General features: G+C 63.1%; 15 protein-coding genes and 1 pseudogene. 9 read left to right on the top strand and 7 right to left on the bottom strand.

What is annotated here, in order from left to right; all coding sequences use genetic code 11:
• Positions 1–638: 638 nt before the first annotated feature.
• The 3 genes from H6678_05095 to H6678_05085 form a co-directional block, all read right to left on the bottom strand.
• Positions 639–833, bottom strand: coding sequence for a hypothetical protein (locus tag H6678_05095; GenBank protein MCB9473169.1), 195 nt, complete (start codon positions 831–833; stop codon positions 639–641).
• Positions 834–854: 21 nt separating this feature from the next.
• A complete protein-coding gene (gene dnaE, locus H6678_05090) occupies positions 855–4,910 on the bottom strand; it encodes a DNA polymerase III subunit alpha (GenBank protein MCB9473168.1) in 4,056 nt (1,351 codons plus the stop codon).
• A 181-nt stretch (positions 4,911–5,091) separates the two neighbouring features.
• Positions 5,092–6,255 carry a hypothetical protein gene (locus H6678_05085; protein ID MCB9473167.1) on the bottom strand — a complete coding sequence of 388 codons (1,164 nt, stop codon included), beginning with the start codon at positions 6,253–6,255 and terminating at the stop codon, positions 5,092–5,094.
• A gap of 201 nt (positions 6,256–6,456) precedes the next feature.
• Here H6678_05085 and H6678_05080 point away from each other — a divergent pair, with 201 nt between their 5' ends.
• A complete protein-coding gene (locus H6678_05080) occupies positions 6,457–7,188 on the top strand; it encodes a methyltransferase domain-containing protein (protein ID MCB9473166.1) in 732 nt (243 codons plus the stop codon).
• Positions 7,189–7,547: 359 nt separating this feature from the next.
• Positions 7,548–9,608, top strand: a complete 2,061-nt coding sequence (locus H6678_05075; GenBank protein MCB9473165.1) for a VWA domain-containing protein — start codon at positions 7,548–7,550, stop codon at positions 9,606–9,608.
• 188 nt (positions 9,609–9,796) lie between these two features.
• Here H6678_05075 and H6678_05070 read toward each other — a convergent pair whose 3' ends face one another.
• From H6678_05070 to H6678_05055, 4 genes are all read right to left on the bottom strand, one after another.
• Complete coding sequence (locus tag H6678_05070; GenBank protein MCB9473164.1) at positions 9,797–10,744, bottom strand: tyrosine recombinase XerD; 948 nt, start codon at positions 10,742–10,744, stop codon at positions 9,797–9,799.
• 10 nt (positions 10,745–10,754) lie between these two features.
• Positions 10,755–12,437 carry a single-stranded-DNA-specific exonuclease RecJ gene (gene recJ / locus H6678_05065; protein ID MCB9473163.1) on the bottom strand — a complete coding sequence of 561 codons (1,683 nt, stop codon included), beginning with the start codon at positions 12,435–12,437 and terminating at the stop codon, positions 10,755–10,757.
• Positions 12,438–12,524: 87 nt separating this feature from the next.
• On the bottom strand, positions 12,525–13,136 hold the full coding sequence (locus H6678_05060; protein ID MCB9473162.1) for an NUDIX hydrolase: 612 nt from the start codon (positions 13,134–13,136) through the stop codon (positions 12,525–12,527).
• A complete protein-coding gene (locus H6678_05055) occupies positions 13,136–13,399 on the bottom strand; it encodes a glutaredoxin family protein (GenBank protein ID MCB9473161.1) in 264 nt (87 codons plus the stop codon). The genes H6678_05060 and H6678_05055 overlap by 1 nt, the downstream gene beginning before the upstream one ends.
• A 317-nt stretch (positions 13,400–13,716) precedes the next feature.
• On the opposite strand from H6678_05055, the gene H6678_05050 reads away from it, so the two are divergent.
• The 7 genes and pseudogenes from H6678_05050 to H6678_05020 all read left to right on the top strand — a co-directional run bounded on the left by H6678_05050 (position 13,717) and on the right by H6678_05020 (position 18,917).
• Positions 13,717–14,220, top strand: a complete 504-nt coding sequence (locus H6678_05050) for a hypothetical protein (GenBank protein ID MCB9473160.1) — start codon at positions 13,717–13,719, stop codon at positions 14,218–14,220.
• Positions 14,217–14,741, top strand: a complete 525-nt coding sequence (locus H6678_05045; protein ID MCB9473159.1) for a DinB family protein — start codon at positions 14,217–14,219, stop codon at positions 14,739–14,741. Before H6678_05050 ends, H6678_05045 begins: the two co-directional genes overlap by 4 nt.
• Positions 14,738–15,008 (top strand): annotated as a pseudogene (locus H6678_05040) (DUF3147 family protein). The gene H6678_05045 and the pseudogene H6678_05040 overlap by 4 nt, the downstream one beginning before the upstream one ends.
• 136 nt (positions 15,009–15,144) lie before the next feature.
• Entirely contained in the window at positions 15,145–16,287 is a 1,143-nt protein-coding gene (chrA, locus tag H6678_05035; protein ID MCB9473158.1) for a chromate efflux transporter, read from the top strand.
• Between the two features lie 167 nt (positions 16,288–16,454).
• Positions 16,455–16,949 (top strand): hypothetical protein, encoded by a 495-nt coding sequence (locus H6678_05030; protein ID MCB9473157.1) that lies wholly within the window; start codon positions 16,455–16,457, stop codon positions 16,947–16,949.
• 359 nt (positions 16,950–17,308) lie between these two features.
• Positions 17,309–18,103 (top strand): hypothetical protein, encoded by a 795-nt coding sequence (locus H6678_05025; protein MCB9473156.1) that lies wholly within the window; start codon positions 17,309–17,311, stop codon positions 18,101–18,103.
• Entirely contained in the window at positions 18,063–18,917 is an 855-nt protein-coding gene (locus tag H6678_05020) for a hypothetical protein (protein MCB9473155.1), read from the top strand. The genes H6678_05025 and H6678_05020 overlap by 41 nt, the downstream gene beginning before the upstream one ends.
• The last annotated feature ends 1,915 nt before the right edge of the window (positions 18,918–20,832 follow it).

Below are 20,832 nucleotides of genomic sequence, written 5' to 3'. Positions count from 1 at the left end.
GACGACCGATGCCGGAACCCATGCGGTTGTCTTGACGGGCCCCCTCTTTCCTGAACCTTGCATTGATCCCATTTCCCAATCCCATTTGGCTCCCCTGGATGGACCTTCCATCCGCGCCCCGATGCTTCCCCGCACCGGGGTTTTTTCTTTCCCTGGATGCTGGTTTGACGCCTGCTGCAAGGCCAGCAACCTCCGCTGGCGCCACGCCTGCTGCAAGGCCAGCAACCTCCGCTGGCACCATCGCCTGCTGCAAGGCCAGCATCCTCCGCTGGCACAACGCCTGCTGCAAGGCCAGCATCCTCCGCTGGCACGACGCCTGCTGCAAGGCCAGCATCCTCCGCTGGCACGACGCCTGCTGCAAGGCCAGCATCCACCGCTGGCACGACGCCTGCTGCAAGGCCAGCATCCTCCGCTGGCACGACGCCTGCTGCAAGGCCAGCACCCTCCGCTGGCATCATCACGCCTGCTGCAAGGCCAGCAACCTCCGCTGGCACACGCGCCTGCTGCAAGGCCAGCAACCTCCGCTGGCACAACGCCTGCTGCAAGGCCAGCAACCTCCGCTGGCATCATGCCTGCTGCCAGGCCAGCATCCTCCGCTGGCACAACGCCTGCTGCAATGCCAGCAACCTCCGCTGGCATCACGCCTGCTGCAAGGCCAGCATCCTCCGCTGGCACGACGCCTGCTGCAAGGCCAGCACCCTCCGCTGGCACGACGCCTGCTGCAAGGCCAGCATCCTCCGCTGGCACGACGCCTGCTGCAAGGCCAGCACCCTCCGCTGGCACAACGCCTGCTGCAAGGCCAGCACCCTCTGCTGGCACAACGCGTGCTGCAAGGCCAGCGTCCTCCGCTGGCCTCATGCCTGCTGCGGGGTCCCGGCGGGCAACTGAAACCGCTCCAGCGCTCTTCCCGCGGCCACCTCGCGCGCGCGCAAAGGGTCCAGCCGGCCCGCACGTTCCATGTGGGTCACGCGCAGCATGGGCACCTCCGCTTCCCGCTCCACGGTGCCTTCGAGCAGAAAGGGACCCCGCTCGCGGCTGAGCAGCACATGGCGGTCGTAGACATCGGGGAAGAGTACGGCTTCCCAGGTGCCCGTGGTATCCTCGAGAGAGAGAAACTTCATCCAACGCCGGTCACGCCGGGTGCGGATGGTCTTGTCGGTGAACTTCCAGCCCAGCATGCGGATCCGCTCACCGTGCCCGTCCACCAGCCGCGCCGCCAGGTCCGCGGCGCGCACACACTGCTCGGGGAGACTGCCGAAGTCATACAGTTCCAATGGGTGAAAGTGCAGGCCGAAGCCCAGAGTCTCCCGCTCGTGCAGCCAGCGCTCGAGCCAGCCGTAGTCCTCGATGCCCGCCGGGGCCACTTCCTCGACCTCGTCGAACAGACTGTGCTGGCGCCGCCGGTTTGTGTCGTGCTCCGCCAGACGCACGCCCCAGAGCAGCTGGGGGCGGGTGGCCCCAAAGACATCACAGGCACCGCACTGCACGAGCGCTTCCAGCTCGTCCGCGCTGGCTCCGCTGCGGCGCCGCAGGTCGCGGAAGCTGCGGAAGGGACCGCCCTCGCGCCGGGCATCCAGCAGCCGGTGGAGGGTGCTCGCGCTCAGTCCCTTCAAGGCCAGCAGTCCCACGCGCAGCTCCTGATCACGGCCCCGGTACTCGCGCAGACTGTGATTCACGCAGGGCCCCAGCAGGCGCAGCCCCAGACGGCGGGCTTCCTGCACGTAGGCAGCCGCCGAGTAGAATCCTCCACCATTGCTGAGCACGGCGGCCATGAAGCGGGCCGGGTGCCAGGCCTTGAGCCAGGCCACCCGGCAGGAAAGCACGGCAAAACTGGCACTGTGTGCCTTGCAGAAAGCATAGCCGGCGAAACTCTCGATCTGGCGCCAGACCTCGGCGGCCGTATCCTGCGCAATGCCTCGCGCCACACAGCGCGACACGAAGCTGTCTTTCATGCCTCGCATCTCCTCGTGGGAACGGCCCTTGCCGCTCATGGCGCGGCGCAGCAGGTCCCCCTCGCCCAGGCTCATCCCGGCCATGGCGTGCGCCACCTTGATCACATCTTCCTGATAGACCATCACCCCGTAGGTGTCACTCAGGATCTCCTCCATCAGCGGGTGCAGGTACTCCACCTTCGACGGATCGCGGTGGCGCTCGATGAAAGTCTGCATCATGCCCGACTCGGCCACCCCGGGGCGGATCACCGAGCTGGCGGCTACCAGCGTTTCGTAACTCTCGCATCCCAGCTTGCGCAGCAGGGATTGCATACCCGGACTTTCGATGTAGAAACACCCCATCGTGCGTCCTTCGCGCAGCATCTCGCGCACGCGCGGATCGGCACACAGTCCGTCCACCGTGTGCGGCATCTTCTCGAGCTGCCCCTCGCGCCCAAGCTGACGCCGCAGGTCGGAGTAGACGCCCAGCCCGCGCTGGGCCAGCAGGTCGATCTTCAGCAGTCCCAGCTCCTCGACGGGGCCCATGTCCAGCTGCGTGACCACCAGGCCCTTGCTGGCACGTTCCAGTGAGAGCAGGTCACAGAGCGGTCCGGGACTGATCACGATGCCGCCCGCATGGATTCCCGTGTGACGGGGCAGTCCCACCAAGCGCCGTGCGATGCGCAGCACGCTCTTCAGTGGCTCCTGCGTGGGGCTCAGGTCAAACTTCTCCGGCGTCTCGCGCAGTTGGGTTTCCCAGTCGGAAGACACGCCGTGAGGCAGGTGACGGGTCAGGGCACGCAGCTCCTCGCCACTGATGCCCAGAATGCGTGCGCTCTCGCGGATCGCGCCACGCAGGGCGTAGGTATTCATGGTGCAGATCATCGCCACGCGCTCGGGCCCGAAATGACGGTAGACGAAGGCCAGCACGCGGTCGCGATCGACCCAGCTGAAGTCCAGATCGATGTCCGGCGGGCTCGATCGGCAGGGATTGAGGAAGCGCTCGAAGAACAGTCGATGGCGCACGGGATCCACCTCGGTGAACCCCAGGCAGTAGGAGACGATGGAGTTGGCCGCACTGCCGCGCCCGATCATCGGCAGTCCTTCGGTGCGGGCATAGCCCACGATCTCGTCCACCACCAGGAAGTAGCCCGTGAAGCCCAGTTCCTCGATCACGGCCAGTTCGCGGGTCAGTCGCACGCGGGCCTCGGCCCGGGCACGCCCGGGGTAGAGTCGCCGCAGCCCTTCCAGACAACGCGTCCTCAGCCAGTCCCCGGCGTCCGTGATCCCTTCGGGCAGGCGCGGCGCGGGCAGGCGTAGCCCGCCCAGCTCGAGTTGCAGCTCGCAGGCTTCCTCGATGCGGTGCTCGTGGCGCAGTGCCTCGGGAAGCCCGGCGAAGTCCTGACGTATCTCGCCCGGGCTGCGCAGCCAGGCCCCCGCCCGGAAACGTCCGCTGTGGCACAACCCATGCAGGTGGCGGTTCTCGTGGATCGCGCGCAGCCACTGGTGAAGCTCCAGGTCCTCGGGGCGATCGTAGTACACAGGGTACTGGGGCACACAGGGAAGCCCCAGTTCCTTCGCCCGCTTGTAGAGCACGTTGGCGCGCGTGCGGTCCAGCGTGGGCGCCAGCCCTACCGCGCAACTGCCGGCCAGCTCCCCGGGAGAACGCAGCCCGTGCCGACGGGGTACCCGCTCGCCCTCGGGATGAAAGAGAAAGTCCAGCGCCTGGGGCGTGGGCAGCAGCAGCTGGCAGTCCTCACATTCCAGCAGGCTCTGGCGCAGGGCTTCGCGCTGCCTGCGCTGCAGCTCGCCCGCGATCACCGGGGACTGTGCTCCGCCCTGGTCCTCGCCGTAGTCCAGTCCTGACGCCGGTTCCGGGTGAAAGAGATCACCCTCGCCATAGAAGTTCCGCAGTTCCTCGTAGCCCAGCTTCTCGGCGGAATCGCCGCTCCAGCGCAGGTGTGCTTCTCCGGCGGCCGGGTCGTGGTCCGTATCCGGTGTGAGAGAGTGCCCCCCCATGGCCCCGCTCGATCCCAGCCAGGGGCCGGGCCCCAGTTGTGAGAGGGTTGCCAGGCGACACAGCTCCCCGAAGCCCTGGGCCCCGCGTGCCAGCACCACCAGACCGCCCGCTTCGGGAAAGCGGCAGCCCAGGATCGGTCGGACTCCCTGTTCGCGGCAGGCCTTGTAGAAGGCCACCATCCCGTAGAGTCCCCGGTTGTCGCACAGGGCCAGCGAACGATGCCCCAGCTCGGCCGCGCGCTTGACCAGTGCCTCGGGCCCCAGGGTACCGCTGCCGAAACTGAAGGCCGTATGACATTCAAGCGGCATGCCACGCCCCCCCCGCCAACTCCGGCAGGTGATCCAGCAAGGATGCTGGCCTTGCAGCAGGCGTGACGCCAGCGGAGGATGCTGGCCTTGCAGCAGGCATGATGCCAGCGGAGGATGCTGGCCTTGCAGCAGGCGTGACGCCAGCGGAAGTTGCTGGCCTTGCAGCAGGCGTGACGCCAGCGGAGGGTGCTGGCCTTGCAGCAGGCGTGACGCCAGCGGAAGTTGCTGGCCTTGCAGCAGGCGTGACGCCAGCGGAGGTTGCTGGCCTTGCAGCAGGCGTGACGCCAGCGGAAGTTGCTGGCCTTGCAGCAGGCATGACGCCAGCGGAGGTTGCTGGCCTTGCAGCAGGCGTGACGCCAGCGGAAGTTGCTGGCCTTGCAGCAGGCGTGATGCCAGCGGAAGTTGCTGGCTTTGAAGCAGGCATGACGCCAGCGGAGGGTGCGGGCCTTGCAGCAGGCGTGACGCCAGCGGAGGGTGCTGGCCTTGCAGCAGGCGTGATGCCAGCGGAGGATGCTGGCGTTGCAGCAGGCGTGACGCCAGCGGAGGGTGCTGGCCTTGCAGCATGCGTGACGCCAGCGGAGGGTGCTGGCCTTGCAGCAGGCGTGACGCCAGCGGAGGATGCTGGCGTGGCAGCAGGCGTGACGCCAGCACCCGTGGACAACCACGCGTTTCCGTCAGGGGAATTGGACACTCTGATGACAGAAGGAGCGAGCGCGTTCATGGACTTTCGGGCACCGGCAGAAAGGGGTGGGGACGCAAAGTGCCCGCGAACGGGCACTTTGGTGACACATGCAGACCCACAGGGATCCGTCTTGGGAGTGATCGAGAGGAACTAGCCCGCCAGGCCAACACGCACGCTGGCTCCGCCGAAGCGCTGCTTGACCAGAGAAAGGGAGCGCTCGACGCGGCTCTGGCGCAGCATCTTTGCCGCGTGGAACGCATCCAGCTGCGGGGCAGCCTGCTCGAGGCGGCTGAACTGCAGTTGCAGGCTGCGCACGCTGGCGCGGCGATCCTCGAGGCAGCGATCCAGCAGCAGGCGTGCCACACGACGCAGCTCGCTCAGCGTGGGCAGCGCGGAGCGCAGCTGGATCTTCTCGCCGCGCAGCAGGCGCCGCCCGTCGCTCCATTCCAGCTCGAGGAAGAGGTAACCAGCGCGGCGTTCCTGGCGTGCCAGACGATCCGCAGCTTCTTCCACCAGTTCGAAGACCTGGCTCCAGAGCAGGACTTCATTGGTTGTGTCACGCTGGAGACGACGCTGGATCACCAGACGGTCGTCCAGTTCTTCCACGGCCAGATCGGTGCGTACCCGGTTCAACTCGCGAACCAGCAGGCGGCCACGCTCGCCGAAGACCCTCTCGAGAAAGGCCGGGGTGATCGCACGGGCCTCGCCCAGGGTGCGGATGCCCATCTCGGCCAGGCGGGCGGAAAATGCGCTGTCCACGCCGGGCAGCCAGTCCACCGGGAAGGTGCGCAGCAGGCGATCTTCCTCCTGGGCATCCAGACAGGTGACTTCACCCGCGGCGGCACGGCGGGCGATGAAGACCGCGGCCAGCGGGCTGGCGCCGATGCCGATGGCTCCCTCCAGACCCAGACCGCTGGCCAGACGCTCGAGAATGCTGCGTCCCAGCGTGCGGGCATCGGGGTGCAACTGGCCACAGGCACTCAGATCCATGGTAAAGGACGACGGCCCCTGCTGGCGCAGGTCGGGGCTCAGTTCGCGCAGCAGCTCGAGCACCCGGTTGCCCAGGGAAAGACTGCGCTCTTCGCTGCCGCTGACCACCAGGATCTCGGGGTGGCGACGGCGCGCGTGGGCCAGCAACATGCCGGCCTTCAGCCCCAGGGCGGCGGCCATGGGCGAGACACCCAGCAGCTGACTGCGATCATGTTCCCCGCGGCAGACCACGAAGGCACGCTCCCGCAGCAGGGGGTTGAGCCGGCTTTCGACCGCGGCGACGAAATGCGGCAGCCGCAGGTGGAGGAAGCGTCGAGTGTTCATGGTCTTGCTCCTTTTTGTTCAGATTCTACTGAACACCTGTTGCGATGTCAAGAACAAAATCGCCCCCCTCTTCAGCGCAGCTGAGGAGGCGAACGGGCGCAAAGGTGAGCCGGGGTTGGGACATTTCACCCCGTGGTGGCCGGACCCTATCTTGGCGCACCGCAGACCGCACGGCACCACCCACGGCAAGGACCCGACCCCATGAACGACGCCCTGATCGACCAGATGGAAGACGTACAGCAGGAGCACTTCTGGTTCCGCGCGCGCAGCGGCATCCTGACCCGTCTGCTGGCCTCGCGGCTGAAGGCGGGCGACCGGGTGCTGGACGCCGGTTGCGGCACCGGTCTGCTGCTGGCCTCCCTGCCTGCGCAGGTTCATCCCGTGGGCCTGGACAGCAGCCCGCGCGCGCTGGAACACGCCGGGCGACGTCTGGCCGGGCGCGATGCCGAGCTGCGGGAAGGTCGCCTGCCCGAGGCCTTTCCCTTTGAGGCGAATTCTCTGCAGTGGGTGCTGCTCACCGACGTGCTGGAGCACATTGAGGACGATCGCGCCACCCTGGCGGTGCTCCACCGCGCGCTGGCCCCCGGCGGTGGTCTGCTGCTGACCGTGCCCGCCTTCCATTTCCTCTGGAGCCGCCACGACGAGGAACACGGCCACTTCCGCCGCTACCGGGCTCCGCAGCTGCGCGCCCTGCTGCTGGAGGCCGGATTCCGCATCGAGCGTCTCAGCTACTACAACTTTCTGCTCTTTCCGCTGGTGCTGGCCGTGCGCCTGCTGAAGAAACTGACCGGCGACCACGGCAACGACATGGAGCTGCCCTCGCCCCCGGTCAACCGCCTGCTGCACGCCATATTCAGCAGCGAGCGCCACTGGCTGCCCCGCCACGACTTCCCCTGGGGCGTTTCCCTGATCGCCATCGTGCGCAAGCCCTGACGCTCCTCCAGCCGGCCACATGCGCCAGAATCGGCGAACTACCGCCAGACCTGTCGGAATTCTCCACGAAAGACCTTGATCGAACGGGTGCCCCGAGCTGACCACTGGGGCATTGAAGCCAGTTTGTCCCAACGAACTGTCGACCGCTGCACGCGAATTGGCGATCCTTGCTGCAGAACTCTTTACGGAGTGTCATGATTGGTGCCCGCTGTTGGCTTTCCTTGACATCGCACAGAAATGGACAGGGCGATTTGACGCACGATCGACGCGATTCCACAATTCTGGCACAGGCTTTGCTTTCGTCAGGAGCGATTGCGCTTGTCATCACCCCACGGTCGCCTCACCCCCGGAGGTCTCACATGAACGCCCTGCGTGTACTTCTGCTGCTGTCTCTCGTCAACCTTGCCCACGCATTCGGTGTGGTGGTGCTGAACGCCGGGAACCTGCAGATCCTTCCACCGGCCAACTCGGCCTATGATGTATACGTCGAGAATCAGGCGGCCGTGACTCATGTGCGCAGCGAGTTCGTGAACCCGCTGAACAACGCCTTCGAGCCCGTCTGGGCTTTCCCGCTGCCGGTCGAGGCCAGCGCCACCCGTCTGCGCTACCGCCTGAACGGCAGCTGGACCGAGGTGCCCATCGGCATCGGACCACAGGATCCCGGCCTGCCCGGTGGCACGCCCAATCCCGCGTTGACGACTTTCCTGGGGCCCACGCCGATCGTCTTCCACTTCGAACACAACCTGGTGCCCGACTCCACCCTGATCGTCGAGCTGGACTACGTGGAATTCCTGCCCTACGAGAACGGCACGGTGAGCATGCGGCATCCGGGCAATCTGGCACCGATCCTGCCGTTCCAGATCATTTCCACGTCATACAGCCTGAATCTGGCCTCGGACCGCGACATCCAGTCCCTGACGCTCACCAGCGGCCAGGTCGGTGCGGACATCGGCTTCGTGGAAGGCACCGGTCACATCGACTGGCACGATCTGGCGGGCTACCCGGATCTGGACTTCACGGTGGAGTACCAGCTCAGCCTGGACCAACTGGGACTCTTCGCCACCAGCACCATGATCCCGGACTCGCTGATGCCCGAGGACGGCGCCAACGGTTTCCTGATGTTCGTGGCCGAGCCGGATCCCGATGACCAGCAGGCGATCATGGACAAGGTCTTCACCCTGATCCTCGATCGCTCGGGCAGCATGGGAGGCAACAAGATGGTGCAGGCCCGCGCGGCGGCCTCCTTCATCGTGACCCATCTGAACGAAGGCGACCGCTTCAACCTGATTTCCTTCGCCTCGGGCATGTCCGCCTTCCAACCGGAACATGTCGAGTACACGCCCGTGACGGAAAGTCAGGCCCTGAGCTGGATTGCCGCCCAGAACGCCAGCGGCAGCACGAACATCTCGGGCGCCTTCGACATGGCGGTGCCCCAGTTCGACAACGCCAGCAGCACCACGGCCAACATCATCATCTTCCTGACCGATGGCGTCCCGACGATGGGCATCACCGATCCCACCACGCTGACGAATCACATCGACAACCTGTTCGACGCACTGGATGCGCCTCTGAACCTGTTCTCCTTCGGCATCGGCATGGATGTGAACCACCCGCTGCTGGGCCAGATCTCGGCGCACAACAATGGCTTCGCCGAGTTCCTCGAGAACGACGAACTGGAGACTCGCATCAGCGAGTTCTACCTGCTGGTGCGCAATCCCGTGCTGATGCAGCCCTGGGTCGAGACCACTCCGGCGGTCCTTGATCTTGCACCGCAACCGCTGCCGAATCTGTACGTGGGACGCCAGATGATCGTGGCGGCGCGTTACACGAACCCTGCTCCGCTGAGTCTGACCCTGCATGGAACCGCCTTCGGCCAGCCCGTTGAGTACACCTACATGGCCGATCTTTCCGGCGGATACGAAGAAAGCCGCGCCTACCTGCCCAAGGTCTGGGCCAAGCGCACCATCGAGACCATGATGATCCAGTACTACCAACTGGATCCGGAATCCCAGGAAGCTCTGGACCTGCACGATGAGATCGTCGCGCTCAGCATCACCTGGAGCGTGATCTCGCCCTTCACGAGCTTCAACGACAATACCAGCGTACCCGATGACGGGGGCGCGACGCAGCCGGTCAGCCTGCTGCTGGTCGAGAACTTCCCGAACCCCTTCAATCCCTCGACGACCCTGCGCATCACCGTCCCCGCCGGCCTCCCCGAAGGCCCGATGATGGTGCGGCTGTACAACATCCGCGGGCAGCTGGTACGCACCCTTGCGGTCGTGGTCTCCGGCGCCGGCGTCTACGACATCACCTGGAACGGTCTGGACGACGCCGGACGCCAGCTGGCCAGTGGCACCTATCTGGCCATGGTATCCTTCGGCGACCAGATCGTGGCGCACCGGCTGACCCTGCTCAAGTAGCCCCCACCTCCGGGCGTTCCACGAATGGCATTCGTGGAACGCCTTCGACCCTGGCGTGACGCGTGCGTCACGAGTGCCCTGCGCTGCGGGGCACTCTCATTTGAGGAAGCGGGCGAGGTGGGTGGCACGGAAGCACCCGTCGCGGGGGGCGATGGAGACGGCAAGGGGGGTGGCCCGGGGGGTGGCGATCAGCCGCGCGGATGACAGGCGCGGTGCTCTTCCTTGAGGTAGGCACGGTCCACGTGGGTGTAGATCCGCGTGGTGGTGATGTCGCTGTGTCCCAGCATTTCCTGCACGGCGCGCAGGCTGGCCCCCCCTTCCAGCAGGTGGGTCGCGAAACTGTGGCGCAGACTGTGCGGGTGACACTCCCTGGGCAAGTCGCAAGCCAGCAGGTACTTGCGCAGAATCTTCCAGAAACCCATCCGGCTCAGTGGTCCTCCACGAGCGTTGAGGAACACGGTGTCACTACCCTTGCGCTCCAGACCCGCCCGGGCCAGCAGCACGGGACGTCCCAGCGCAAGCCAGTCATCCAGGGCTTTCCAGCCCATCCTGCCCAGCGGAATCAGACGTTCCTTGGCACCTTTTCCAGTGATCCGCAGCAGCTCATCGGCACGCAGCATCTGCCCCAGAGTCAATCCCACCAGTTCGGACACACGCAGGCCGGCTCCGTAGGCGCATTCGAAGAGCGCCGTGTCACGCAGGGCCAGCGGCGGCTTGCCCGCCATGGCCGCATGGATCAGTGTCTCGATCTCGTGGGCCTCGAAGACTTCGGGCAGGTCACGGCCCAGGCGCGGGCTCTCGAGCAGTTCGGCGGGGTCCTGGGGCAACTTGCCTTCCGCGGCCAGCCAGCCGTGGAAACTGCGCAGCACGCTGATCGCCCGGGCCAGACTGCGAGCGGCCAATCCCAGATCACGCAGGACACCCAGATAGTCGCTGAGTGTCCGGCGCGTGACGCTTTCCAGTTCCATATCGTTCTCAGCCAGCCAGCTCGTGAAGCGGCGCAGGTCGCGTTCGTAGGCATCCAGGCTGTTGTCCGAGAGGCCGCGCTCGAAGCGGCAGGCGAGCAGAAAATCCTCCATGCGCAGACGGGAGGCTTGGGTGGGTTCTGGCGGTGTGGTACGTGATGTATCGGCCATGGGTCCGGACTCAGCCAATGGACGTCGCGGTGCGCAATTCCACAGGGCGGGCATCCTGGAGCACGAGCTGCAACTGCGTCTCGCCGTTCCAGCGGTTGCTGCCCAGCTCGAAGGCCAGGTCGAAGGCCTTGCCGTAAGGATAGTCCTGCTCGCGCTTGCCTCCACTCCAGCAGAGCACCTCGAAACGCCGTGCGCTCTCCGCACCGGCCTCCCGCAGGGGCGCTTCCACCCAGAGCTTGAGATGTTTGCCCTGACCGAAGACGAAGCGCCGGGTCACGGTGCAATCACGCAGGAGGAACACGGGAAAGGGATTGCCCGTGCCGAAGGGTGCCAGTTCGGCAATGCTCTCCAGCAGGCCCAGGTCCACTTCGTCGGCCAGCAGCTCGCAGTCGATGGCCAGTTCGCGCTCGGGTTCTTCCGTGATCTCCCGGTTGGCCAGCGCCGTGAACCCATTGATGAAGGTCTGCAGGTTCTCTTCGCGCAGGGTCAGCCCGGCCGCTTCCCTGTGTCCACCGAACTCCTCGAGCAGGTGACGGAACTCGCCAATGGCCGCCGTGATGTCAAAGCCGGGTACACTGCGCGCGCTGCCCTTGACCACGCCATCGCCGAGCACGCGTGTGAAGGCGATCGAGGGGCGATTGTACTCGGACGTGATGCGCCCCGAGACCAGGCCGATCACGCCCAGATGCCAGTCGTCGCCCACCATGATGACCGCGCGATCGAGCTGGCCGGTCTCCTCCAGCGCCTTCTTCAGTGCCGCTTCGGTGCCCGCGATCGCCTCGCGCTGGATTTCCTGACGCAGCTGATTCACGCTTTCCAGCCGTTGGGCCAGACGGCGCGCCGTGCTCTCCTCGGGCGCCAGCAGGACTTCCAGAGCCAGGTCGGCACTTTCCATCCGGCCGGCGCAGTTGATGCGGGGCCCCAACTGCCAACTGATGCTGCGTCCACTGATCTCGCGCTCGTCCAGCCGGGCCAGTGACATCAGGGCCCGGATCCCGGGACGCGGGCTTTCGTTGAGCACACGCAGACCGCGCCTCACGAGCAGTCGGTTCTCGCCCTTCAGCGGCGCCATGTCGGCCACGGTTCCCAGCGCCACCAGATCCAGATAGGAGATCCGGTTCTCGGCATTCATCGCCTGCAGCAGCTTGAAGGCCACGCCCACGGCCGCCAGCCCCTTGAAAGGGTAGTGGTCCTCGCGCCGGTTGGGATTGAGAATCGCCACTGCGGGAGGCAGCTCGCCGGTCTGGGCATGGTGATCCACCACGATGGTGTCCACTCCCTCGGCGGCGGCCCGCTCGAGAGCCTCGTTGGCCGAGGTGCCGTTGTCCACCGTGATCAACAGCTGGGCCTTGGCCTCGAGCACCCGGTCGATCATCGCGGCCTTCAGGCCGTATCCGTCCTCCACCCGGTGGGGCAGGATGTAGCTCACCCGGGCGCCCACCGAGCGCAGCCAGGCGTAGAGCAGGGCGGTGCTGGTGACTCCGTCGGCATCATAATCGCCGAAGACCACGATGCGCTCGCGGTCGCGCAGGGCGCGCGTGATGCGCTCGACAGCCTTGTCCATGTCCAGCATCAACCCCGGATCGTGGATCTCTTCCGGCGCGCTGCCGTCCAGCCCGCGCAGGGCGCGCAGGCGCTCCAGTACGGGAATCTCAGTCAGGGAAGACGCGATCTGCCAGCGGACGCGGGTCATGAAGTATCCATCGTGTTTCAGAGTCAATCGTGTGTCGCAGGCAAGTGCCCGGAATGCCGGCAGTGTCGCCCCCGGGCAACTGCTTCCTCAGGGAGCGGTCCCGTGATCCACTCGGTCCAGGAACCAGTGGAGGCCCACCATGGTCTTGGCGTCCTGGATGCGGCCCTCGCGCAGCAGTGTGCGGGCCTGCGCAAGCGACAGGTCCACCACTTGCAGCCACTCGCCTTCGTCCGGCGATGGCTCGCCCGGCACCAGGTCTTCGGCCAGGAAAAAATGCAGGACCTCGTTGGAGAAGCCCACGCAGGTGTAAACGGATCGCACGTGTTCCAGCCGGCCGGCCGTGAAGCCCGTTTCCTCGCTCAGTTCGCGAGCGGCGCAGTTTGCCGGTGTCTCACCCGGATCGAGCTTGCCCGCGGGCAGCTCAAGGAAGATCCGTCCCGCGGGATGCCGGTACTGGCGCACAAGGATCAGACGCTCGCGCTGGCTGTCCCAGGGAATCAGCACCACGGCCCCCGGATGCCGGACCACTTCGCGCAGGGCTTCGCTCCCGTCACTCAGGCGGACGCGCTCCTCACGCAGGTGCACGATGCGCCCGCTGTACAGCACACGGCTCTCGAGAGGCTGCTCCAGCAGGGGGCGGTCGCTTTCGGCCGGATTGCCCATTTCGGGGCCCCAATCGCCCGCGACGGAGTCGGCCATCAGGCTCCGGCTCCGGTGATGCCCAGGTCGCTCAGGGTCTTGCGGAAACCAGCCACGTCCATGGGGTAACCCTTGATCCAGGTCTCGCCCACGGTCATGTACGGAATCCCGCGCTTGCCCGTCTTCTGGATCAGTTCCTGCTCGGCCGCCGCATCGTTCTCGATGTTGATCTCGGTGAAGGAAATACCCTCGGCCGCCAGGAACCGCTTGAGGTTGCGGCAGTCGCCGCACCAGTCGGTGGAGTACACTTTCAGTTCGGGCATCGCTCTCCCCAGCTCGTTGGATCGGCCGGCCCCACGCCGGCCTGCTGTCCTTTGGCGCCGCCTGACGAATGACGGGCCGCGCGCGCGGCAAGCGCCTGAATGTAGGGAGGCGGGACCGGCTTTGCCCCCGCGAGCTTCAGGAAGCCCCGCTTTCCGGTCACCTCCGTCCAGAACGCTTGACAGCAGGATGCGTTTTCCCGTTCCCTCAACTCACGGAATTGGCTATTCTGGGGTGCTGCATGCGCGCGGTGTTTCCCGCGGGCCGCACAGTCGTCGCCGCCTGCCATGCAGCTTCCACTCATCCAACCGGAGGATCCATGCTTCCCCCCGCCATGCGTCCACGCTTCGTGCTGGAGTGCCATGACTCCGTGCCCGAGGTCATGGAGCGCATCGACCAGGCCCTGCTGCAACCGGACTGCCCCGTGCGCGGGTACATGCGCAGTCGCCACATCTGCCTGAGCCTGCCCGAAGAGGAGCGCCATTTCTGGTCACCCACGCTGGATCTGGATCTGGAACCCACGGCGCTGGGCTGTCGCCTGCGCGGGTACTTCGGCCCCCAACCCAACACCTGGACCATGTATCTGGCCGGATTCGCCTGCCTGATCCTGGTGGCCGGCGCATCCCTGCTGATCGCGTCGTCCCAGTGGATTCTGGACCAGCCCCCGACCGCACTCTGGGCACTGCCGGTCTGCCTTGCGCTGCTGGCCGCCCTCTATCTGGCGGCCCTGGGCGGGCAGAGCCTCAGCGCGGCCCAGATCGAGCGCATCCGCCAGTTCGTGGACCAGCAGGTTGACAAGTCCAAGGAACACTCCCCGGCATGACACACCGGTTCCCCGCCCCCCGCACGAACGAAGACCCCGGAACCCACCTGAACTTGCTGGTGCATGCGTGGGCTCCCCGACTGGCGGCTCTTCCGGATGAGCTCACGGTCGCACGTCCCGCGTCCGGCGGCTGGTCGGCCCGTGAACTCCTCGGGCATCTGGTGGATTCGGCGACCATCAACCAGTGGCGTTTCGTGGAGGCGCGCTTCCGCGAGGATCTGGTCTTCCCGCCATACGACCAGGACGCCTGGGTGACGGCGCAGCGCTGGCAGCAGCATGCCTGGGCGCCGTTGGTGGAATTGTGGCGCCTGGCCAACCTGCACTTGGCCGAACAGATGGCGCACACGCCCGAAGACATCCGCCTGAAGCCCCGCCTGCCCCACAATCTGGACCGCATCGCCTGGGGCACCCTGCCCGCGGAGCAACCGGTCACGCTGCAGTACTTCATGGAAGATTACGTGGGGCACATGGAACATCATCTTTCACGATTGCACGCCATCCTGAAAGCGCACACGCCATGAGCTGGATCCTGACCAAGTACCTGCTGACCTCGGCGATGGGAGAAGCTCGCCAATCACTCCAGCTACACTTTCTGGTATGTGCTGCCCACCCTGCCGATGTTTCTGGTGTTTCCCCTTCTGATGCCGCGCTGGGGTTTCTGGCTCAGTCTTGGCGCCTGTGTGCTGCTGACCGTGGCCTGTTTCGCCCTGTTCGCCGTTTTGCTGAAGCGGGTGGGCATCGATCTGCTGAAGACCTCGCCACGTGCGCAATCCCGGGCCTTGACCTGACCATTCGGTCGTCGCTCGGCAAGCCCGGATATCAACTCAAGCCAGGATCAAAAACCCTGATGCCCGTACCGATCACATCCGCCATGCTCCAACCGACTGTCGCTCACTTTGTCGGCTCCTTGCTTCCCGGGCCGTCATGAGCCAGCCGCTGCTTGAAGTGGCGGGCCTGTTCCTGCGGCTGGGCGCCACGGCCTTCGGCGGGCCGGCGGCGCACATCGCCATGCTGCACGACGAGACCGTGCTGCGCCGGCGCTGGCTGAGCGAGCAGGAATTCCTGGACCTGCTGGGCGCCACCAACCTGATTCCCGGCCCCAACTCCACCGAACTGGCGATCCACCTGGGACACCGGCGCGCGGGCTGGCCCGGGCTGGTGGTGGGCGGAGTGTGTTTCATCCTGCCGGCCATGCTGATCGTGATGGCTCTGGCCTGGCTGCACATGCGCTATGGACACACGCCCACGGCACACTGGCTGCTGCACGGAGTGAAGCCCGTGATGATCGCGGTGATCCTCCAGGCCCTCTGGAATCTGGGTTCAAAGGCCCTGCGCCGCCCCCTGCCCATGGCGCTGGCTCTGGCAGTGATCATCCTCTACCTGCTGGGAGTCAACGAACTGCTGCTGCTCTTCGGAGGCGGACTCCTGCTCTGGCTGATCCGGGCGGGCCACTCGCGCCGCTCGGGACTGCAGGCTCTGGCCATGGCCTCACCGCTGCAATCCTTCAGTGGAGTCGACCCAACAGCGTTCGCGATCCAGCTCTTCAGCTTGCCCGTGCTCTTCCTGAGCTTCCTCAAGATCGGCGCCGTGCTCTACGGCAGCGGCTATGTGCTGCTTGCCTTTCTGCGCGCCGAATTCGTGATCCGGCTGGGTTGGCTCAGCGACGCCCAGTTGCTGGACGCGGTGACCATTGGCCAGCTCACTCCCGGCCCGGTCTTCACCACGGCGACCTGGATCGGCTACCAATTGGGTGGAGTACCCGGTGCGCTGCTGGCCACGGTGGGCATCTTCCTGCCGGGATTTCTGTTCGTCGCCCTCTCCGGCCCGCTGATTCCACGTCTGCGCGAATCACCGCAGTTCTCCCTGCTGCTGGATGGCGTCAACGTGGCGTCCCTGGGCTTGATGGCGGCGGTCTGCCTGCAACTGGGCCGCAGCGCGATCGTGGACCCGGCCACGGCCGCCATTGCCCTGATCTCGGCGCTGCTGCTGATCCGCGCACGGGTCAACTCCACCTGGCTGATCGCCGGAGGAGCCTTGGCCGGCTTGCTGCTCGAGCGCTTTTCCTGAGGACTTTCAGGCGCGGGTGATACCTTCCCCGCCCGATGACCGCCTGCCGTCGCGGTGCCGGCCAGAATCTTGTTCGCGCGCCGCTGGCACAGCCACGGCCGTCCTGCCGAGCTGGGCGGCTCGACACACACCGGAACCGCCACCCTCAACACAAGGAGCACACCGCCGTGATCACCAAGGACCATCTGCTGAACAGCTTGCTGCGCGAGTGCACGATCTGCCTGCACCTGATCGACAAGGTGCGCCCGGAACACCTGAGTTACCGCCCCACCCCGGGCCAGCGCAGCATTGAGGAACTGCTGCGCTACATGAGCTACTGCGTGGTCTCGGCCCTCGACGGCATGTCCACGGGCGACTGGAAGGGCTTCGCGGCCTGCCGCGAACGGGCCAACGCCCGCCCCGTCACTGAGCTGCGCACCATGATGGAAGAACAGCTGGATGGCATTCGCGCCTTCTTCGCCGCCGCGGGCGAAGAAGCCATGGTGAGCCAGGAGGTCAAGGTCCCCGGCGGCGGCACCCTCCCGCTGGCCGCCGCGATCATGGACGGCCCCCTCAAATGGATCACCGCCTACAAGATGCAGCTCTTCCTGTATCTCAAGTCCGCAGGCGTCGAGAACCTGGGCACGACCAATGTCTGGGGTGGGTTCGACAAGCCGGCCTGATCATCTGCGACCCGGGCATTGCCCCTTACGTGTCACTCATCCAGAACCCGGAAGCTCGGATCTCCCGTCAGACATCGGCATGGCAACCGTGCATGCGCGTCATGGGACCAATCAACGCACCAGATGGCACGTGTCCGGACTGAAGATCCCGGCACGCTCAAGGACCGAGTCGGGCCGCAAGTACAGGTTGGATTGCAGCGTGCCGAGGAACGGTTCTGAATCGAGGCCAAGTGGGGTAATGCACAAGCATCCCGCAATTCGCCGAGCCATGATTTCCGCTTGCCAAGCTGAACACCATTCTCCACCCTTGCCCCTCGTGCCGCCACACTCTATGAGACAGCAATCACGTCGGGGGAAACATGATATCCATCTGCTTGCTTCTGCTCATGTCCTTGGTGGCATCGGCCCAGCAGATCGTCGTCAAGCATACTGGGCAAGTAGCCGATGTGCGCATGCGTATCGGTGCAACAACTTGGATCGACAAGGATCTCGATGGGGATGGGGTACGGGAAGTCTTCATGGATCGATGGGAAAACGGAGCGAACTTCTTCAATCCAATCACTGGTGAAATGTATTCGACTGGTGTAGTGCCACATGGTGGTTTGAATCCAAAGGACGCAAGTTGTGATGTTGGCCAATCCAGAAGCCATGCACAGGCCGATATTGCAACTTCTTACGGAGTTGAAGAGAGCAGTCTTCGCGTTTACGATGTCATGACCGGAGAAGTCCTTTACGAAACAACTATAGCCGGTGGAATTCAGCGCATCCTCGCTCGCGACTTTGATGGGGACGGGTTGGACGACTATTTCGTCTACTATCCTAGATCAGGTGATTCCGGTGAAACGCCTCACTGCTACGACTACATCGTCTTGGGAACAGGAGCTGCCAGCTTGGAATCCCCTGGTGCAACACTGGACATTGCCACAGTCGGTGCGAATGCCCTTCTGACCTGGCAATCGGTTTCAGGGGCCGATGGATACCGCGTCCTGTGGGCTGCGGTCCCGGAAAGCCCTTGCTTCACCCAGGTGGGTTACACGCAAGAGAGTACTTTCACCCATGTCGGCTTCGCTGATGTGCCCAGGGGCTTCTACAAGGTGATTGCGGTGACGGCTGGTGGGCACACTGGTGGGATTGCTGGCGAAGGCAGTAGATAAAATGGGGTACAACGTGAAGCACATCATTGGGGTGGTAGGTGTCTTGGGGTTACTTGTCCAGGTTGGTCTAGCGCAGAACATCGTATTTAAAACTTCATTCTATTCATCAAATGCAAGCAGTGGCGTCCGGATTAGACTTCAAGATGATATCGACGTTGACTGCGATGGAGTTGCCGAACTATTCATGTCTGGCTCCGCCAGTGGAAGCCCAACAGGCGCAGGCCTGTTCTTTCTAAACCCCATTACACATCAATCGTACAATGTCGAAGACAACCAAGGCTGGTACGACATTTATCCACAAAAGCGTGGAACCAATTCTTTCTATGTCACGATGATGAGGATGAACGGTCTTGCAGAATGGGTAAGAGTCAATGGTACATCAATCATTGTAAAGGACATTGCTTCGAACACATATTTGATGCCGTCACTATACTCTGATTTGGTGTACATTGACGATTATGATAGCGATGGACTTGATGACCTGATTCTCAGGAATCTTGATTCAGGCGAGTTTGAAGTCTACGGCATCGCCAACGGCAACCCAGTCTCCCCTCCCCAGAACCTAGACATCCAGGTATCCGGAGATGACTACATGATTTCCTGGGATTCATTGCCTACAGCTACTGCGTACCGCGTCTTGTGGTCTTCGTCGATAGACGGCGTGTCTTTCACACGCATAGGGTACACGACGGGAACGACCTTCACACATCACAACAGGGCATCTGAACCTATGGGCTTCTATCGGGTGATGTCGGAAGACAATGGGACTGGGGTAGTCAGAATGGTTGGGCAAACCGGTAGGGTTGGACAATGAAGGCTCCTGTTTGCGCCGCAACTTTGCTGCTAGCGACGATTTGCAGGTCACAAGAAATTGTTCTTAAGAGCACGTTTCCAAAACCTGCCAACTACCCCTACGAGTTCACTCTTGGAATGGCCCCTTACCCTAACATCGACACAACTGATGACGGAATTCAGGAAGTTCCCGTGCGTGGTAACGGATGCTTCTATCTAGATCTGACGACAATGCAGGTGAGTCGAAATCTGCGCTACAATTCATGGAGCTTTGACTATCCACAGGGTGACTACGCAACGTATGTAGCAAGGATCCGACGGACGGAATCGCAGAGTTCGTCGAGTACTTTTCGTCACAATACTGGGATCCAGAACTGATGGAGTTACTATCTATGATATCTGGACAGGGGTCCAGCTATTAGCTTGTCCGTCGTGTACTGGCGGTAGTGATAGCTGATTATGATCAAGACGGCATGGACGATGTAATCGTATCAAATGGTCCCAACCTACAAGTCTACGGAATCGCCACGGCAATCCAGTTTCCCCACCGCAGGACTTGAACATCCAGATAACCGGGGATGACTACGTGATTACCTGGAACAGCGTCCCCAGTGCTACGGCTTACAGAGTCCTATGGTCCTCCAGCATCGATGGGATTTCGTTCACACGCATTGGGTACACGACGGGGACGACCTTCACACACAGGAGCAGGGCTTCTGAACCTATGGGCTTCTACCGGGTGATGTCGGAAGATAATGGGACTGGAGTGGTGAGGATGGTTGGCCAAACTACAAAGGTGAAAGATGAAGAAGATGACTATATGTAGACTGATTCTATTCATGGGTTGCGGTACCGCTTTCGGGCAGGGAATCGTAATGAAAGCCTCATTCCCATTGGGGAACGTGCCGTATGCACCTACTTCCGGAGTCAGCATCCGTACTTACGGCGACATTGATGTAAATGACGACGGCATCAAGGAAACACCAGTGAAAAGTGTATCTGGAGATTTCTACTTGGATGTTACAACATTTCATATGTACACTCCCTTTAGTGACAACAATGCTCCTGGCTCATACACATATCCACAACAAAATGATCACGACAACTACCCGCCAGTCTACATCACAATGCTTCGCAGGAAGGCATAGCAGAATGGGTTTATCGAAGTCGGATCACCGACTCGATCGTGATTCGAGATGTGCAAACAGAAGAAACTATCCTGGAACTTGGGCCGGGGTCACTGATCATAAGTGATTACGATCAGGATTCCCTTGAGGATGTCAATTTTGATCAGCGAGGGGATCAAACCCGTCGTTCGGATTTACGGGTGACAAATGGTAACCCTGTATCCCCACCTCAGGATCTGACATCCAGATATTCGGGACTGATTACATCATTTCTTGGGACCAAGTACCTTCTGCAACAGCTTATAGAGTGCTATGGTCTTCCAGCATTGATGGCGTATCTTTCACCCGAATCGGTTACACAACCAACACAACATTCACACATCGCAACCAAGCAGACCAGCCCAAGGGATTCTACCGGGTGATGTCGGAGGACAATGGGACTGGGGTGGTGAGAATGATTGGCTCTTCCTGGGCCAATAAAGAAAAGGATTGGAGTTGACTCTAATGGACCAGGATAACGTAAAATCAACTGCAGAAGCTGCCTTCAGAGCTTCTTAAGTCTGTGCCTGCATATACCAGGATGCACTTCAACCAGCAATGATCGAGATTGGCAAAAAATCTGGAAACAGTTGCGAAAACAGTTCGCATCGCGCTTTCTCCGCTGTCAGAGTTGACAGGGATATGAACAGATTTCTGAGCATGTGTGAAGAATCTGCCCTAACGTATCGATTACAGGGATTACCATTGGATAGAATCAAATGTGAGTATTGCGTCGATCGCAGGACCCGCCATACAGTCATTATCCTTTGC

This window comes from Candidatus Delongbacteria bacterium, from assembly GCA_020634015.1.
In the GTDB taxonomy this organism is placed as follows: domain Bacteria; phylum CAIWAD01; class CAIWAD01; order CAIWAD01; family CAIWAD01; genus JACKCN01.
This window is presented reverse-complemented; position numbering and strand designations above follow the sequence as displayed.

What these genes read in the sequence shown, in the direction of transcription:
- H6678_05085 (MCB9473167.1), bottom strand. Translation starts at nt 6,255, where the DNA reads ATGAACACTCGACGCTTCCTCCACCTGCGGCTGCCGCATTTCGTCGCC.
- H6678_05075 (MCB9473165.1), top strand. Translation starts at nt 7,548, where the DNA reads ATGAACGCCCTGCGTGTACTTCTGCTGCTGTCTCTCGTCAACCTTGCC.
- H6678_05060 (MCB9473162.1), bottom strand. Translation starts at nt 13,136, where the DNA reads ATGGCCGACTCCGTCGCGGGCGATTGGGGCCCCGAAATGGGCAATCCG.
- H6678_05050 (MCB9473160.1), top strand. Translation starts at nt 13,717, where the DNA reads ATGCTTCCCCCCGCCATGCGTCCACGCTTCGTGCTGGAGTGCCATGAC.
- H6678_05055 (MCB9473161.1), bottom strand. Translation starts at nt 13,399, where the DNA reads ATGCCCGAACTGAAAGTGTACTCCACCGACTGGTGCGGCGACTGCCGC.
- H6678_05070 (MCB9473164.1), bottom strand. Translation starts at nt 10,744, where the DNA reads ATGGCCGATACATCACGTACCACACCGCCAGAACCCACCCAAGCCTCC.
- H6678_05025 (MCB9473156.1), top strand. Translation starts at nt 17,309, where the DNA reads ATGATATCCATCTGCTTGCTTCTGCTCATGTCCTTGGTGGCATCGGCC.
- recJ (MCB9473163.1), bottom strand. Translation starts at nt 12,437, where the DNA reads ATGACCCGCGTCCGCTGGCAGATCGCGTCTTCCCTGACTGAGATTCCC.
- chrA (MCB9473158.1), top strand. Translation starts at nt 15,145, where the DNA reads ATGAGCCAGCCGCTGCTTGAAGTGGCGGGCCTGTTCCTGCGGCTGGGC.
- H6678_05080 (MCB9473166.1), top strand. Translation starts at nt 6,457, where the DNA reads ATGAACGACGCCCTGATCGACCAGATGGAAGACGTACAGCAGGAGCAC.
- H6678_05045 (MCB9473159.1), top strand. Translation starts at nt 14,217, where the DNA reads ATGACACACCGGTTCCCCGCCCCCCGCACGAACGAAGACCCCGGAACC.